Source organism: Thalassobaculum litoreum DSM 18839, assembly GCF_900102465.1.
GTDB lineage: Bacteria > Pseudomonadota > Alphaproteobacteria > Thalassobaculales > Thalassobaculaceae > Thalassobaculum > Thalassobaculum litoreum.
Map to the genome: position 1 here is coordinate 184,910 of NZ_FNBW01000006.1, position 14,993 is coordinate 199,902.

Consider the following 14,993-nt stretch of genomic DNA (forward strand, 5'->3'; position numbering starts at 1 on the left):
GAGCCGGGCGTGAGCCGCTCAGGCCGACTCGACCCGCCACACGATGGTGCGCCGCAGGTCGCTGTCCTCCAGATCGCGCGGGGTCGGGACCATGTACTCGGCGAGCTTGGTCAGGCCGCTCTCCGGCAGGTAGCTGCGGCCGGGATCGCCCATCAGCACGGTGGCGCCGGCCGCGGCGTGGCGGCGCAGCCAGCCGATGGTGCGGTTCGACATGGGCAGCTCGTAGCAGACGTCCCCGGCCAGCACGAGGTCGAACAGCGGCCCGCCATCGGCGGCCAGGGTCGGCTCGTCCAGCATGTCGCGGCGCACGGTCTCCAGCCCGCCGGCGACCCCGTTGGCCTCGGCGTTCAGGATGATCGCGGCGATGGCGAAGGCGTCGATGTCGTTGGCGACCACATGGGCGGCCGAGACCCACAGGGCGGCGACGCCGACCAGGCCGCTGCCCGAGGCGAAGTCCAGCACCCGCTTGCCGGCCGCCACTTCCGGATGGTCGATGATGTAGCGTGCCAGGGCCTGCCCCCCGGCCCAGGCGAAGGCCCAGTAGGGCGGCGGCAGGTCCTTCTCCGCCAGCTCCTCCTCGGTCAGCTCCCACAGCGGCACCGCCTTGTCGGCCAGGTGCAGCTTCAGCTCGGGCACGAGGCTGGGCGGTTTCAGCAGGGTGTTCGCTCGCACGAACGCGAACGGATCGCCCATCCGGTCTAGCCGAGCACGATGGCAAGGGCGATCAGGAGGCCGGCGTCGCGGTTCGATTTGAAGGTGCGCAGGCAGGCCTGCGGATCGTCCAGGTCGGTGACCCGGATCTGGCGGGCGAAATGCAGTCCGGCCAGGGCCAGTCCGGCATAGGCCAGGGGTCCGAGCTCGGCGGTCCACAGGCTGGCCGCCAGTAGGCCGATTGTCAGCGTGTAGAAGCCCACGAGCGCCGGCTTGGTCTTCGGCCCCAGCGCCAGGGCCGAGGAGCGCACGCCGACGATGGCGTCGTCCTCCTTGTCCTGATGGGCGTAGATCGTGTCGTAGCCCAGGGTCCAGAAGAACCCGGCGGCATAGGCCAGCAGGGATGCCGGGGAGATGGTCCCCGTCACCGCCGCGAAGCCGAGCAGGGCGCCCCAGTTGAAGGTCAGGCCGAGCACCGCCTGGGGCCAGTCGGTGACCCGCTTGGCCGCCGGATACAGGAAGACCAGCACCAGCACCGCCGCCCCGATGGCCCAGGACGGCTGGTTGAGCTGCAGCAGGATCGCCAGGCCGATGGACAGCTGGACGGCGAGGAAGACCAGGGCGGCGCGCGGCGAGATCGCACCGCTGGCGATCGGCCGGTCGGCGGTCCGCGCCACCTGCTGGTCGAGCTTGCGGTCCCACAGGTCGTTGACCGTGCAGCCCGCGCCCCGCATCACCAGGGCGCCGACCGTGAACAGCACGACCAGTCGCAGCATCTCCAGCAGCGGCGCCGTCGCCGCGGGCGCGCCGATCGCCTGCCAGCCCAGCGCCAGGCCCCACAGGCAGGGCAGGTACAGCAGCCAGGTGCCGATCGGCCGGTCGAGCCGGGCCAGCCGGGCATAGGGCCGCCAGGACGCGGGCAGCCACCGGTCCACCCAGTTGCCCTGGGGGATGTCGCTGGCGCCGGTGAGATCCCGGTTCAGATTGCTGCCGCTCATGCGGGCAGTCATACGCGAGTTGGTGGCGCCGCGAAACCGCCCGTGCGCGGGGTATCGCGGGTCGGGCGTCTTGCCTCACGGCACGCCCGCCCCGTACGCACTCCCGAGACCCCTTCGCTCACCTCCTCCGCTCACTCCCCGGACACCATTCACTCCCCGGATTTATTCCGGGGCCCACCCATCCGCCGCCCCGAACCCGAAAGGTGAAGCGCATCCAGGAGTAGGCCCCGGAATAAATCCGGGGAGTGATCAATGTGAGAGGGTCAGGAACGGAGCCGCTGCCGCAGCCCGAGCGTCGAGCTCAGCTCGGTCGCACCGGATACGCGCTCGGAACCTTGTCGACCGCGTCGAGCAGGTCGGGGCGCACGGTTTCCACCCAGTCCTGGATCAGCCGCCGGGCGATGCTGTCGCGGCGCGGCAGGAACTTGCCGAGCGCCTCGAAATCGGCGAGCTGGTCGAGGGTGAAGAACTGGGCGTCGCCCAGCTCGTCGTCGTTGCGCACGATGTCGAACGACTTCGCCTCGGCATGGAAGCCCAGCATCAGCGAGGACGGGAACGGCCAGGGCTGCGAGGAGTGATAGCGCACGTCGCGGACATGGATGCCGCTCTCCTCCCAGACTTCGCGGGCCACCGCCTCCTCCAGGGTCTCGCCCGGCTCCACGAAGCCGGCCAGGGTCGAGTACATCCCCTCCGGCCAGACCTTCTGGCGGCCGAGCAGGCAGCGCTCGCCGTCATGCACCAGCATGATCACCGCCGGATCGGTGCGCGGGAAATGCGGTGCGCGGCAATCGGCGTTGGTGCAGGTGAGTTGGTGCCCGCCTTTTCGATTCTCCGTCGGGGATCCGCAGACGCCGCAGAACCGGTGGCGCTGTTGCCACCACATCAGCCCGCGGGCATAGGCCAGAAGCGAGCCCTCGAACCGGTTCAGCAGCGGGCCGATCTGGCGCAGGTCCTGAAACACGCCGTGGGCGGCCAGGATGTTGAGGATGTCGGTCTCCTCCAGCGGCGACAGGTCGATGGCGACATGGGCCACACCGTCGTACTCGCCGAGGAAGGCGGACATGTTGGCGAAGCGCATCAGTCCCCTGTGCTCGGCCACGGACAGCATGCCGGCGCGCGGCGCGTCGCCGGGGGCGACCAGCGAACGGCTGCGCCAGACCGGAACCAGCACGGTGTCCGGCCGCTCCAGCAGCTCGTCGAGCCAGCCTTCGCGCTCGCGGATATGGGCTGAACGGTCGAGACCACCGAAGCCGTAGACGTTCGGGCGTTTGGTGATCAGGTCGGTGACGGGCACGGAGGGATCGGTGCCGGGAGGATTCAGGCTCATGGTGGCGCGAGTGTACACGGCTGGAGTCAGGAGGCAACGGGCCCTTCCACATGCCGCCCTCTCGCCGGACGGCATGTGGGAAGGGCGGAGGGACCGGGTCAGCCGGCCCGCACGCGGGCGCAGAACTCGGTGATCTCGCGCTGCAGGGTGTCGGCGTTGACGGCGAGGTCCTGGCTGGCGCTGAGCACGTCGGAGGCGGCCTTGCTGCCGTCGCGCGCCTGGTCGGCCATCTCGGTCACGCCGCTGGCGGCCTGAGTGGCGCTTTGGGACATGGCCGCGACCTCGTCGCCGAGTTCGCGGGCGGTCGCCTCCTGTTCGCCGACGGCGTCGGCGATGGTGCGGGCGACCTCGTCGATCCGACCGACGGTCTCGCCGATACCGCGGATCGCCTCGACCGCGCCGCGGGATTCCGCCTGGATCGAGGAGATCTCGCCGGCGATGGTCTCCGTCGCCTTGGCCGTCTGGCCGGCCAGATTCTTCACTTCCGAGGCGACGACCGCAAAGCCCTTGCCGGCGTCGCCGGCGCGCGCGGCCTCGATCGTGGCGTTCAGCGCCAGCAGGTTGGTCTGCTCGGCGATGTCCTGGATCAGGGTCAGGACCTCGCCGATGCGGTCGGTCGCCTGGGCGAGGCCGGCCACGGTGCGGTCGGTGTCGGCGGCACGCTGTACCGCCTCGCCGGTGATCCGGCTCGACAGGCTCACCTGATCGGTGATCCGGGCGATCGACTGGGAGACCCGGTCGAGCGCATCGGCCGCCGCCTGGGCCCGGGCCTGGTTCTCGGTCGCGTCGCGGGCGACGGTGCCGGCGTGATCGCCGACCCGGCCGGTGGTCTCGGTCAGGCTGGTCGCGGTGCGGCTCAGTTCCTCCGAGGCGGCGGCGACGGTGTCGGCGATGCCGCCGACGGTCTGCTTCAGGCTGTCGGACAGGGTCACCAGGGCGGCGGTCTTCTCGGTGGCCGCCTGGCGGTCGCGCTCTCGGGTCTGCTCGGCCAGCCGGGCCTGTTCGGCCTGAGCCAGTTCGACCTCCTTCAAGGCGCGCGTCGAGGCGTCGAAGGCACGCTGGATGCTGTGGGTGACCCAGAGCAGCGCGCCGGCCTCGATGACCACGATGACGGCGTGAAGGATGACCCGGCCCAGCGAGGCGTCGTCCGGGAACACGGCCGCCGGCAGCAGGAAGCTGAGCGTCAGGTGATGCACGGCCACGACCACCGCCGCCACCAGGATCGACACGGTGCACACCATCGGCGCCAGGATCGCCAGGGCCGCGAAGTAGTACATGTGCATGTCGATCTGCCAGGAATTGCCCCAGAACAGGGCGACCATCATCGACACGATCCCCATCATCACCGCGGCGATCAGATATCGCGTGGCCGGCGCATCGGGCTGCAGCCGGGCGAAAGCGACCACGATGGCCGCGGCGACCGCGGTCGCCAGGGTCGGCCAGATCGCGTCCCGGCCCAACAGGAAGGCGGTCGCGCCGACCACCGGCACATGGGCGAGAATGAACATCGAAAGCGCGAAGGTGGCGCGGCGGCGAATGCTCAGAATGTCTGACATGGCAGTGTCCCGATTTGGCGGCGGATCAACCGCGGGCGGTTGCGGCGGAAAGCCCGAGGCAACCGGCGGCGGCCGTCGGATCGATGGTCAGGAGAGCCCCGGCCCTGCGCAGGCGCTGGGGAAGTCCGGGCGTGGGGCTGGCAAGCAGCAGGACCGTGGGGGCGATGCCCTCGCGCAGGATGACGGTGTCGCTTCCGGCCAGGCTGACCATGACGTCGCGTGCGCTCCACCACGGCGGGAAGACCGCGGCGACCCGGGCGTCGGTGTCGGCCGATGGCGCGAGCAGGCCGAACACCGCGACGGCGAGCATCGCGATCCCGGCGAGGGCTGCGGGGAGGAGGTTCAGCAAGGTCGGATCCGATCGGGGTGTCGAGGACGGCTGCGTCGGCATGGCGCCTTATCTCTACCCGTTAACTATTTAACGGGCAGTTAAGGTAAAATCGCAGACGTCTTACGATTCCGACTGGGCATCGGATCCGAAAAAGTGCTCGGCAAAGACGACCGGCGGCCCGGACTCTTGGGCCGCCGGAGGTCGACCAGGAAGCCGTGCCGCCGGGGCTGATCGGGCGGCCGTGCCGCCGGGATTGATCAGGCGGCCGTGCCGCCGGGATTGATCAGGCGGCTGTGCCGCCGGGGCTGATCAGGCGGCTGTGCCGCCGACGGCGATGGTCATCTTCAGGGTCGGCTGACCGACGCCCACGGGCACGCCCTGGCCGTCCTTGCCGCACGTGCCGATCCCGTCGTCCAACTTCATGTCGTTACCGATCATGGTGATCTTGCCCATGGCGTCGGGGCCGTTGCCGATCAGGGTGGCGCCCTTGACCGCCGGGCCGATCTTGCCGTTCTCCACCAGATAGGCCTCGTTCATGGAGAACACGAACTTGCCCGACGTGATGTCGACCGAGCCGCCGGCGAAATTCACGGCGTAGAGCCCGCGCTTCACCGACTTCAGGATCTCCTCCGGATCGGCGTCGCCGGCGGCCATGTAGGTGTTGGTCATGCGCGGCATCGGGTGATGGGCATGGGACTGGCGGCGGCCGTTGCCGGTGGCGGGCACGCCCATCAGCCGGGCGTTCTGGCGGTCCTGCATGTAGCCGACCAGGATGCCGTCCTCGATCAGCACGTTGCGCGCCGACGGGGTGCCCTCGTCGTCCACGGTGATCGAGCCGCGGCGGTCGGGCAGGGTGCCGTCATCGATGACGGTCACGCCCTTGGCGGCGACCCGCTGGCCGATCATGCCGGAATAGGTCGAGGTGAGCTTGCGGTTGAAGTCGCCCTCCAGACCGTGGCCGACCGCCTCGTGCAGCATGACGCCGGGCCAGCCCGGGCCGAGCACCACCTCCATCTCGCCGGCCGGGGCCTCCACCGCGCCGAGATTGACCAGGGCCACGCGCAACGCCTCGTCGGTGGCGTGCTGCCAGGTCTCCGGGTCGACGTAGTTGTCGAAGCTCATCCGGGCGCCGCAGCCGTAATAGCCGGCCTCCATCTTGTCGCCGTCGCCGACCACGACCTGCACGTTGAGCCGGACCAGCGGGCGCACGTCGGCGACGCGCTGGCCGCCGGCGCGCAGGATCTGCACCGCCTGCCAGGAGCCCATCAGTGTGGCCGTGACCTGGCGCACCCGCGGGTCCTTCGCGCGGGCATAGGCGTCGATCTCCTTCAGCACGCCGATCTTCGCCTCGGTGGTGAAGCCCTGCAGCGGGTTCTCGGCGGTGTAGAGCGCCCGGTTGGTGCCCTTCGGCCCCAGGTCCATCTTGCCGTTGTGGCCGCCATGGACCGCGCGCACCGTGTCGGCGGCGCGCTTGATCGCGTCCTCCGACAAATCGGCGGCATGGGCGAAGCCGCGGGCCTCGCCGGCGATGGCGCGCAGACCGAAGCCCTGGGTGGTGTCGAAGCTGGCGGTCTTCAGTCGGCCGTCGTCGAAGGCGAGGCTTTCGCTCTGGCTGTATTCCAGAAACAGTTCGCCGTCGTCGGCGCCGTTCAGCGCACCGTCGACGATGTCCTGGGTGCGGCCCTTGTCCAGGCCGGCGCGGTCGAAGAACAGCTCGTCAGTGAGGGCCAGATTGGACACGGGGCGGCTCCATCGGGATAGAATGGGTCTAATTCGGTCGATCAGCTTCACATAGGCGTCCGTCCCATGGAAGTCGAGGCCGGTGGGCCGAGGAGAAGGGCCGAGGCGCCGGGACCGATCGCGGCCTGCAGTCGGCGGTTACGCGACCGAATGCCGCGTCGCGCGCGCTTGTGGGTCACCGGACCGGCATTTAGCCTTGTTCGGTGTGCTGAAGGGTCGCGTTGCACGGCTGGGCGGATGGTGCCATAAGGGCGTCGCTGCACTCCGGGGGACTGCGGCTCAAGGACCAACGACGACGGGAATGACCGAGTGATGGAGCGGATCCTCAAGCGGGTTGCCGGTGCCACGATGCGCGGCGGAGCCGCACTTCTGGCGGCGGTGGCGATCCTCGCGGTGGCGGCGTTTGACGCGTCGGCCGCCCAGCCTCAGCCCTGGCAATTGGGCATGCAGGAACAAGTGACGCCGGTCGGCTACGACATCGACGAGTTGCACAACATTCTGCTCGTGATCATCACGGTGATCAGCCTCTTCGTGCTGGCGCTGCTGGCCTATGTGTGCGTCCGCTTCAAGCGGAGCAACAATCCGACCCCGTCGAGGACGACGCATAACTCCATGCTGGAGTTCGCGTGGACCGTTATTCCGGCGCTGATCCTGGTCGTGATCGCCTTCTATTCCTTCCCGCTTCTGTACAAGCAGGACAAGGCGGTCGACCCGGACATGACCATCAAGGTCCAGTCGCACCAGTGGTACTGGAACTACACCTATCCGGACGAGGAACTCGCGTTCGACAGCTACCTGATCCCGGATGCCGACATCCAGGACGGTCAGACCCGCCTGCTCGACGTCGATAACCGTCTGGTGGTCCCGGTCGGCAAGAAGGTGCAGGTTCTGGTCAGTACCTTCGACGTGATGCATTCCTTCTTCGTTCCGGCCCTGGCGGTGCAGGTCTACGGCACGCCGGGCCGCATCAACGAGACCTGGTTCCAGGTCGACAAGCCCGGCGTCTATTACGGCCAGTGCAACCAGATCTGCGGCATCGACCATTCCCGGATGCCGATCGTGGTGCACGCCATGGAGCAGGGCGAGTACGACGCCTGGCTCGTGAAGGCTAAGGAACAGTTCGCGATGAACCCGACCGCGACCAAGGTCGCGTCGGTCGCCGACTAACCGGTGGAGACAAGCAAGATGACAAGCGCTGATCACGCTCACGACCACGGTCACGACGACCACGGCGCGCCGAGCAGCTTCGTGAAGCGGTGGCTGTACTCCACCAACCACAAGGATATCGGCACCCTCTATCTGGTATTCGCGGTGATCGCCGGCCTGTTCGGCGGCGCGATCTCGATCTACATGCGCATGGAGCTCCAGGATCCGGGCGTCCAGTACATGGCCGACGGCAATGCCTGGAACGTCTACGTGACGGCCCACGGCCTGATCATGGTGTTCTTCGTGGTCATGCCGGCGCTGATCGGCGGCTTCGGCAACTGGTTCGTGCCGCTGATGATCGGCGCGCCGGACATGGCCTTCCCGCGGATGAACAACATCAGCTTCTGGCTGATCGTCCCGGCCTTCCTGCTGCTGGTCATCTCGATGTTCGTGCCGGGCACGGGCGGCGCGGACGGCGTCGGTACCGGCTGGACGATCTATCCGCCGCTGTCGGGCAAGCTCGGCACGCCGGGGATGTCCATGGACCTGGCGATCTTCTCGCTGCACCTCGCCGGTGCCAGCTCGATCCTGGGTGCCGCGAACTTCATCACCACCATCTTCAACATGCGCGCCCCGGGCATGACGCTGCACAAGATGCCGCTGTTCGTGTGGGCCATGCTGGTCACGGCGTTCCTGCTGCTGCTGGCGGTTCCCGTCCTGGCCGGCGCCATCACCATGCTGCTGACCGACCGCAACTTCGGCACCTCGTTCTTCGAGCCGGCCGGCGGCGGCGACCCGGTGCTGTTCCTGCACCTGTTCTGGTTCTTCGGTCACCCCGAAGTGTACATCATGATCCTGCCGGCCTTCGGCATCGTCAGCCAGGTGGTCTCGACCTTCTCGCGCAAGCCGGTGTTCGGCTATCTCGGCATGGCCTACGCCATGGTCGCGATCGGCGTCGTCGGCTTCGTCGTCTGGGCGCACCACATGTACACGGTGGGACTGGACGTCGACACGCGGGCCTATTTCACCGCGGCGACGATGGTCATCGCGGTGCCGACGGGCATCAAGATCTTCTCCTGGATCGCCACCATGTGGGGCGGGTCGATCGAGTTCCGCCTGCCCATGATCTGGGCCGTCGGCTTCATCTTCCTGTTCACCGTCGGCGGCGTGACGGGCGTGGTCCTGGCCAATGCCGGTGTCGATATCGCCCTGCACAACACCTACTACGTGATCGCGCACTTCCACTACGTGCTGTCGCTGGGTGCGGTGTTCGGCATCTTCTGCGGGTTCTACTACTGGTTCCCGAAGATGACCGGCTACACCTACAACTCCATGCTGGCCCGTGCCCATTTCTGGGTGACCTTCATCGGCGTCAACCTGACGTTCTTCCCGATGCACTTCCTGGGTCTGGCCGGCATGCCGCGGCGCTACATCGACTATCCGGACGCGCTTGCCGGCTGGAACTACGTGGCCTCGATCGGCTCGTATATCGGCGGCATCGGCACCCTGATCTTCGTCGTGGTGGTGATCGAGGCGTTCAGCGCCAAGCGCAAGGCCGAGGCCAACCCGTGGGGCGAAGGTGCGACGACGCTCGAGTGGACGGTCAGCTCCCCGCCGCCGTTCCACACCTTCAACGAGCTGCCGCAGATCGCTCCCTCCAAGGGTCATTGATCGGAGCGAGTGGTGACTGACCTGACGGCTCAGACGCTTTCGGCCGAGGCCGTTCCCAGCACGGGGACGGCCTCGGTCCGCGACTACATCGCGCTACTCAAGCCGCGGGTGATGTCGCTTGTCGTCTTCACCGGCTTTGTCGGCCTGGCCATCGCGCCGGGCGACATCCATCCGGTGCTGGCGACGATCGCGGTGCTGTGCATCGCCGTCGGGGCCGGCGCCTCGGGCGCCATCAACATGTGGTATGACCGCGACATCGACGCGGTCATGGGCCGCACCGACAAGCGGCCGATCCCGGCAGGCAAGGTCGATGCCGACGAGGCGCTGAGCTTCGGCGTCATCCTCGCCGGCTTCTCGGTTCTGGTCATGGCCCTGGCGGTGAACGTGCTCTCGGCCGCCCTGCTGGCCGCGACCATCGGATTCTACGTCTTCGTCTACACCATGTGGCTGAAGCGCCGCACGCCGCAGAACATCGTGATCGGCGGTGCCGCCGGTGCCGTGCCGCCGGTGATCGGCTGGGCGGCGGCGACCGGCGACGTCTCGTGGCTGTCGCTGGTGATGTTCGCCATCATCTTCGTGTGGACCCCGCCGCATTTCTGGGCGCTGGCGCTCTGGAAGCGCGGCGAGTACGCCGCCGCCGGCGTGCCGATGCTGCCCGTCGTCTCGGGCGAGCGGTCCACCAAGCGCCAGATCCTGGCCTATTCCGTGCTGCTGGCCGTCCTCGGCCTCGCTCCCTGGGCGATGGCCGCGACCACCGCGGTCTATGGCGTGGCGTCCATCGTGCTCGGTGGGCTGTTCGTGCTCGGCGCGGTGCAGGTGCTGCGGGCCGGCGCGGACGACATGAAGCCGGCCAAGCTGCTGTTCGGCTACTCCATCCTGTACCTCTTCGCCCTGTTCGGCGCCCTGCTGGCCGACCACTGGATCGCGGGATGACGGCGATGAGCGACCCCCATACCGACGACAGCAACCCGACGCCGCGCAAGGCCGAGGACATCTGGGCGCAGCGCCGCGGCAAGAATCTGGCGATCCTGGCGACCATCATGGGCCTTGCCGTGCTGTTCTTCGTGGTCACCATCCTGCGGATGAGCTGAACGATGACCGGACCGACAGAGACCTCGCAGACCTCACCGACGTCCGAGGGGCGCGCCGACCGGGCCCGCCGTTCGAACCTCCGCGTCGCCGCGGTGCTGGGCGGGATCGTGGTGGGCATGGTCGGCGTTTCCTTCGCCGCCGTGCCGCTCTACACCCTGTTCTGTCAGGTCACCGGCTTCGGCGGCACCACCCGCCAGGCCGAGGCCGCCCCGGGCGCGTCGGCCGAGCACCGCAAATTCACCGTGCGCTTCGATTCCAATGTGGGCGAGGGTCTGCAGTGGGAGTTCGTCCCGGCGGTGAACACCACGAAGGTCGAGGTCGGCGTCGAGAAGCTGGCGTTCTATCGGGCGACCAACACCGGCGACACGCCGGTGGTCGGCACCGCCGCCTTCAACGTCACGCCGCACAAGGCCGGCCCGTATTTCATGAAGATCGACTGCTTCTGCTTCACCGAACAGGTGCTCAAGCCGGGGCAGACGATGGACATGCCGGTGCAGTTTTTTCTCGATCCGGAGCTGATGAAGGATCCGAAGATGGACGGGGTGACCACGGTCACGCTGTCCTACACCTTCTATCCGGCTGAGGATCAATCGAAGGCCCAGCAGCTCGCGCTGGCGCCGTCCGTAGAGTAACATACCGCCAGTTCCGGCGGAGGGTCTGAAGACGAGGGGACCGATGGCACACGAACAGCAACATCCCTACCACCTGGTGGAACCGAGCCCCTGGCCGTTCATGGGAGCCGCCGCCGGCTTCGTGCTCGCGGTCGGTGGCGTCATGTACATGCACGGACTGCCGATGGCGGTTCTGGTCATGCTCGTCGGCCTGGCGCTGATCATCGCCACCATGTTCTTCTGGTGGCGCGACATCATCCGCGAGGCGCAGTGGCAGGGCCATCACTCTCCGGTCGTGCAGATCGGCATGCGCTACGGCATGGCGCTGTTCATCACCTCGGAAGTGTTCTTCTTCCTCGCCTTCTTCTGGGCGTTCTTCGACATGGCGCTGTATCCGCGCACCGGGGTGTGGCCGCCGGAGGGGATCCAGACCTTCGATCCGTTCGACCTGCCGCTGATAAACACCCTGATCCTGCTGCTGTCGGGCACCACGGTGACCTGGGCGCATGCCGCGCTGCTGCAGAACAACCGCAAGGACCTGCTCTGGGGTCTCGGCCTCACGGTGATCCTCGGCTTCCTGTTCACCTGCCTGCAGGCGTACGAGTACAGCCACGCGGCCTTCGGCTTCACCGACACGGTCTATGCCTCGACCTTCTACATGGCGACCGGCTTCCACGGCTTCCACGTGATCGTCGGCACCATCTTCCTGGCGGTCTGCTGGGTACGCGCCTACAAGGGTCACTTCACCCCGGAGCAGCATTTCGGCTTCGAGGCGGCGGCCTGGTACTGGCACTTCGTGGACGTGGTCTGGCTGTTCCTGTTCATCTGCGTCTACTGGTGGGGCGGCTGACGCCGTCCCCCTGAGGGCGCCCCGGCACCATGGCCTACGGCCCGTCTCCGATCGCGACCGGGCTGGCCTGCAAGTGCCCGGCCTGCGGAAAGGGCCGACTGTTCGACGGGTACCTGACCGTCGTCGAAAACTGCGAGGTCTGCGGCGAGGCGCTGCGGACCCGCAGCTCCGGAGACGGCCCGGCCGTCTTCGTGATCTTCGCCCTCGGGGCGATCCTGTCGGTTCTGGCCTGGATCGTGGAGACGCTGTTCTCGCCGCCGATCTGGGTGCACGCCACTTTGTGGACCGTTGCCGTGATCGTCGGGACCTTGTTACTTCTGAGACCGTTCAAGGGTGTCGTCGTCGCGCTGGAATACCGGCACGGCACGCCCGACCAATAGCCGCCGCGGCCGACGCCGCGGCCTGAGGACATCATGGTTTTTCGCCCGCGCCTCTGGCCGACGCTGTTCACCGTTCCCGCCGTCATCCTGATGCTCGCCCTGGGTGTCTGGCAGCTTCAGCGGCTGGCCTGGAAGACCGAGCTGATCGACGCGTTCGAAGCCCGGGTGTCGGCAGAGCCCACGGACCCGCCGCCCTCCCTGACCCATGCCGACATGGGCGACTGGCGCTACCGCCATGTGGTCGCGACCGGACGGTTTCTGCACGACAAGGAGCTGCAGATCACCGGCAAGCCCTTCAAGGGGACGGCCGGCTTCCATGTGATCACGCCCTTCGTCACAGAGTCCGGCCTGACGGTCTTCGTCAACCGCGGCTGGGTGCCGGAAGAGCAGCGTCGCCCGGCCGACCGACCCTCGACCCTGGTGCCGCCGCCGGCGAGCATCGACGGCGTGGTGATGGAATCCGGGATCAAGGGCACCTTCGTGCCGGAGAACGAACCGGCGAACGACGTCTGGTTCACGGTCCGACCGCAGGCCATGGCCGAGCATCTCGGCCTCGAAGGGCCGGTCGCCACCGGCTACTACATCGACCAGCTCGCCGAACAACCCAAGCCCACCACCCTTCCGTTCGGGGCCGAGCGCACCATCACCGTGCGCAACGAGCATCTGCAGTACGCCATCACCTGGTTCCTGCTCGCCGCCACCCTGATCGGCGTCTACATCGTCTGGCATCGCCAGGCCGACCAGGCCGAGCGTGACAAGCAGGTCGAGCGCGACGGGGACGGCGCATGAGCGCCACGCCCGCGACGGATGCGCTCGAGGCCCGGTTCCGCCGGCTCTCCGCCCTGTCCGGGGCGTCGGGGATGCTTGGCTGGGACCAGCATGTGCTGATGCCGTCGGGCGGGGCCGAGGCGCGGGCCGAGCAGCTTGCGACGCTGTCGGTGCTGCGACACGAGCTGCTGACCGCGCCCGAGGTGGCCGACGCGTTGGAAGCGGCCTGGGCCGAGAGCCTGACCGGCTGGCGGGCGGCCAATCTGGCGGAGATGCGCCGGGCCCATGCCCATGCGACGGCGCTGTCCTCCGCGCTGGTGGATGCCCTGTCGCGCGCCGGCTCGCGCTGCGAGGCCCTGTGGCGCGAGGCCCGGGCCAAGGCCGACTTCTCGATCGTCCGCGACGCCATGGCCGAGCAGATCCGCCTGATCCGCGAGGAGGCCGATGCCAAGGCCGCCGCCCTCGGCACCACGCCCTATGAGGCGCTGCTCGACGGCTACGAGCCGGGCGGGTCGGTCGCCAAGATCGAGGCGCTGTTCGCCGAGCTGGAGGCCGAGCTCCCGCCGTTGCTGGACGCGGTCCTGGAGCGCCAGGCGCGCCACGGCGAGCCGGTGCCGCCGGAAGGGCCCTTCCCCGTCGCCACCCAGCGCATCCTGTCGCGCCGGGTGATGGAGACCCTGGGCTTCGACTTCAATCACGGCCGGCTGGACGAGACCCTGCACCCGTTCTGCGGCGGCGTGCCCGACGATGTGCGCGTCACCACCCGCTACGATGAGACCGGCTTCATCAACGGCATCATGGGCGTGATCCACGAGACCGGCCACGCGCTGTACGAGCGCGGCCTGCCCGCCGACTGGCGCAACCAGCCGGTGGGCGAGTCCCGGGGCATGGTGATGCATGAGAGCCAATCCCTGCTCATGGAGATGCAGGCCTGCCGCTCCCCGGCCTTCCTCGGCCTGCTGTCCGGCTGGGCGCGGACCGCCTTCGGTGCCGAGGGTCCGGCCTGGGAGCCGGAGAACCTGCGCCGCATCTACACCCGCGTGGCGCGCAGCTTCATCCGGGTCGAAGCGGACGAGGTGACCTACCCGCTGCACGTGATCCTGCGCACCCGGCTGGAGCGCGCCATGCTGTCGGGCGACCTGGAGGTCTCGGGGTTGCCGGACGCCTGGAACGACGGCATGCGCGACCTTCTCGGCGTCACGCCGCCGGACGATGCCCGGGGCTGCCTGCAGGATATCCACTGGTATGACGGGGCGGTCGGATACTTCCCGACCTACACGCTGGGGGCGATGGCGGCGGCGCAGCTGTTCCAGGCGGCGGTCCGGGCGGAGCCGGGCATTCCGGAGGCGATCGGCCGGGGCGACTTCGCGCCGCTGGTGGGCTGGCTCCGGGAGAACGTCCACGGGGTGGCCAGCTCGACGGGCACCGAAGCGATCCTGAAGGCCGCAACCGGCGCCGAGCTGAGCGCGGCGCCGTTCCTGGCGCATCTGAAAACGCGGTATCTGGAGGCATAGCCACGCGCCGCGTTTTCCCGTCTTCCCGGCCCTGTGCCCGAAACCAGGATGAGTTCCGCCAAGACGTCAGGGAGATATGCGTCGACGCTCCCGAAGCCACTTTCCTGGATCCCGGCTTGAGGCCGGGAAGACGGGGTGGTGAACGAGGGTTGGGCTCTCTTTCGACACGTCTCGGCCTTGAGCCGGAGCCGGTCAAGGTGAGCTCGGTTTGGGGGGAAGCCGGTACCGGCGCTGAAGTTGGGGCAGGGTCGACGTCAGGGCAGGCTCTACATCGACACCAGGGGACGGTCGTAAGCAAGAGTGGCGACCGAGAAAACCTTGCGCGGCGCCGTCTCTGTTTCCACTGACGTCACCCTGA

The 14,993-nt window shown here is 68.2% G+C and carries 15 protein-coding genes; 9 read left to right on the forward strand and 6 right to left on the reverse strand.

The annotated features are described in order from the left end of the window. Window positions 1–18 precede the first annotated feature (18 nt). From BLS34_RS11305 to tldD, 6 genes are all read right to left on the reverse strand, one after another. Complete coding sequence (locus BLS34_RS11305) at window positions 19–693, reverse strand: class I SAM-dependent methyltransferase (RefSeq protein ID WP_028796261.1); 675 nt, start codon at window positions 691–693, stop codon at window positions 19–21. A gap of 5 nt (window positions 694–698) precedes the next feature. Further along, complete coding sequence (ubiA, locus tag BLS34_RS11310; RefSeq protein WP_093150334.1) at window positions 699–1,649, reverse strand: 4-hydroxybenzoate octaprenyltransferase; 951 nt, start codon at window positions 1,647–1,649, stop codon at window positions 699–701. A 301-nt stretch (window positions 1,650–1,950) separates the two neighbouring features. Then, on the reverse strand, window positions 1,951–2,976 hold the full coding sequence (gene nudC, locus BLS34_RS11315; RefSeq protein WP_093150526.1) for an NAD(+) diphosphatase: 1,026 nt from the start codon (window positions 2,974–2,976) through the stop codon (window positions 1,951–1,953). Between the two features lie 98 nt (window positions 2,977–3,074). Beyond that, window positions 3,075–4,532, reverse strand: coding sequence for a methyl-accepting chemotaxis protein (locus tag BLS34_RS11320; RefSeq protein ID WP_093150337.1), 1,458 nt, complete (start codon window positions 4,530–4,532; stop codon window positions 3,075–3,077). 25 nt (window positions 4,533–4,557) lie between these two features. After that, the gene (locus BLS34_RS11325) at window positions 4,558–4,881 is read right to left on the reverse strand and encodes a hypothetical protein (protein WP_051245204.1); all 324 of its coding nucleotides are present in this window, start codon (window positions 4,879–4,881) and stop codon (window positions 4,558–4,560) included. Between the two features lie 291 nt (window positions 4,882–5,172). Then, window positions 5,173–6,603, reverse strand: coding sequence for a metalloprotease TldD (gene tldD / locus BLS34_RS11330; protein ID WP_028796264.1), 1,431 nt, complete (start codon window positions 6,601–6,603; stop codon window positions 5,173–5,175). A 312-nt stretch (window positions 6,604–6,915) separates the two neighbouring features. Here tldD and coxB point away from each other — a divergent pair, with 312 nt between their 5' ends. Genes coxB through BLS34_RS11370 form a run of 9 tightly spaced genes read left to right on the forward strand, consistent with a single transcriptional unit; the run spans window position 6,916 to window position 14,635 of the window. Continuing rightward, window positions 6,916–7,770 carry a cytochrome c oxidase subunit II gene (gene coxB / locus BLS34_RS11335; RefSeq protein ID WP_028796265.1) on the forward strand — a complete coding sequence of 285 codons (855 nt, stop codon included), beginning with the start codon at window positions 6,916–6,918 and terminating at the stop codon, window positions 7,768–7,770. A gap of 18 nt (window positions 7,771–7,788) precedes the next feature. Continuing rightward, window positions 7,789–9,420, forward strand: a complete 1,632-nt coding sequence (gene ctaD, locus BLS34_RS11340) for a cytochrome c oxidase subunit I (RefSeq protein WP_028796266.1) — start codon at window positions 7,789–7,791, stop codon at window positions 9,418–9,420. Between the two features lie 12 nt (window positions 9,421–9,432). Beyond that, a complete protein-coding gene (locus tag BLS34_RS11345; RefSeq protein WP_093150338.1) occupies window positions 9,433–10,353 on the forward strand; it encodes a heme o synthase in 921 nt (306 codons plus the stop codon). A gap of 5 nt (window positions 10,354–10,358) precedes the next feature. Then, entirely contained in the window at window positions 10,359–10,511 is a 153-nt protein-coding gene (locus BLS34_RS25860) for a hypothetical protein (protein WP_156907440.1), read from the forward strand. Between the two features lie 3 nt (window positions 10,512–10,514). Then, on the forward strand, window positions 10,515–11,144 hold the full coding sequence (locus tag BLS34_RS11350) for a cytochrome c oxidase assembly protein (RefSeq protein WP_028796268.1): 630 nt from the start codon (window positions 10,515–10,517) through the stop codon (window positions 11,142–11,144). Between the two features lie 43 nt (window positions 11,145–11,187). After that, the gene (locus BLS34_RS11355; protein ID WP_028796269.1) at window positions 11,188–11,973 is read left to right on the forward strand and encodes a cytochrome c oxidase subunit 3; all 786 of its coding nucleotides are present in this window, start codon (window positions 11,188–11,190) and stop codon (window positions 11,971–11,973) included. 29 nt (window positions 11,974–12,002) lie between these two features. After that, window positions 12,003–12,353 carry a DUF983 domain-containing protein gene (locus BLS34_RS11360; RefSeq protein ID WP_028796270.1) on the forward strand — a complete coding sequence of 117 codons (351 nt, stop codon included), beginning with the start codon at window positions 12,003–12,005 and terminating at the stop codon, window positions 12,351–12,353. A gap of 33 nt (window positions 12,354–12,386) precedes the next feature. Further along, a complete protein-coding gene (locus BLS34_RS11365; protein WP_038015760.1) occupies window positions 12,387–13,142 on the forward strand; it encodes an SURF1 family protein in 756 nt (251 codons plus the stop codon). Then, window positions 13,139–14,635 (forward strand): carboxypeptidase M32, encoded by a 1,497-nt coding sequence (locus tag BLS34_RS11370; protein WP_093150341.1) that lies wholly within the window; start codon window positions 13,139–13,141, stop codon window positions 14,633–14,635. Before BLS34_RS11365 ends, BLS34_RS11370 begins: the two co-directional genes overlap by 4 nt. Window positions 14,636–14,993: the final 358 nt, after the last annotated feature.

Bases quoted from the DNA above. Each gene is read 5' to 3' on its own strand.
- BLS34_RS11305 (WP_028796261.1), bottom strand. From the start codon at position 693: ATGGGCGATCCGTTCGCGTTCGTGCGAGCGAACACCCTGCTGAAACCG.
- ubiA (WP_093150334.1), bottom strand. From the start codon at position 1,649: ATGAGCGGCAGCAATCTGAACCGGGATCTCACCGGCGCCAGCGACATC.
- nudC (WP_093150526.1), bottom strand. From the start codon at position 2,976: ATGAGCCTGAATCCTCCCGGCACCGATCCCTCCGTGCCCGTCACCGAC.
- BLS34_RS11320 (WP_093150337.1), bottom strand. From the start codon at position 4,532: ATGTCAGACATTCTGAGCATTCGCCGCCGCGCCACCTTCGCGCTTTCG.
- coxB (WP_028796265.1), top strand. From the start codon at position 6,916: ATGGAGCGGATCCTCAAGCGGGTTGCCGGTGCCACGATGCGCGGCGGA.
- ctaD (WP_028796266.1), top strand. From the start codon at position 7,789: ATGACAAGCGCTGATCACGCTCACGACCACGGTCACGACGACCACGGC.
- BLS34_RS25860 (WP_156907440.1), top strand. From the start codon at position 10,359: ATGAGCGACCCCCATACCGACGACAGCAACCCGACGCCGCGCAAGGCC.
- BLS34_RS11350 (WP_028796268.1), top strand. From the start codon at position 10,515: ATGACCGGACCGACAGAGACCTCGCAGACCTCACCGACGTCCGAGGGG.
- BLS34_RS11355 (WP_028796269.1), top strand. From the start codon at position 11,188: ATGGCACACGAACAGCAACATCCCTACCACCTGGTGGAACCGAGCCCC.
- BLS34_RS11360 (WP_028796270.1), top strand. From the start codon at position 12,003: ATGGCCTACGGCCCGTCTCCGATCGCGACCGGGCTGGCCTGCAAGTGC.
- BLS34_RS11365 (WP_038015760.1), top strand. From the start codon at position 12,387: ATGGTTTTTCGCCCGCGCCTCTGGCCGACGCTGTTCACCGTTCCCGCC.
- BLS34_RS11370 (WP_093150341.1), top strand. From the start codon at position 13,139: ATGAGCGCCACGCCCGCGACGGATGCGCTCGAGGCCCGGTTCCGCCGG.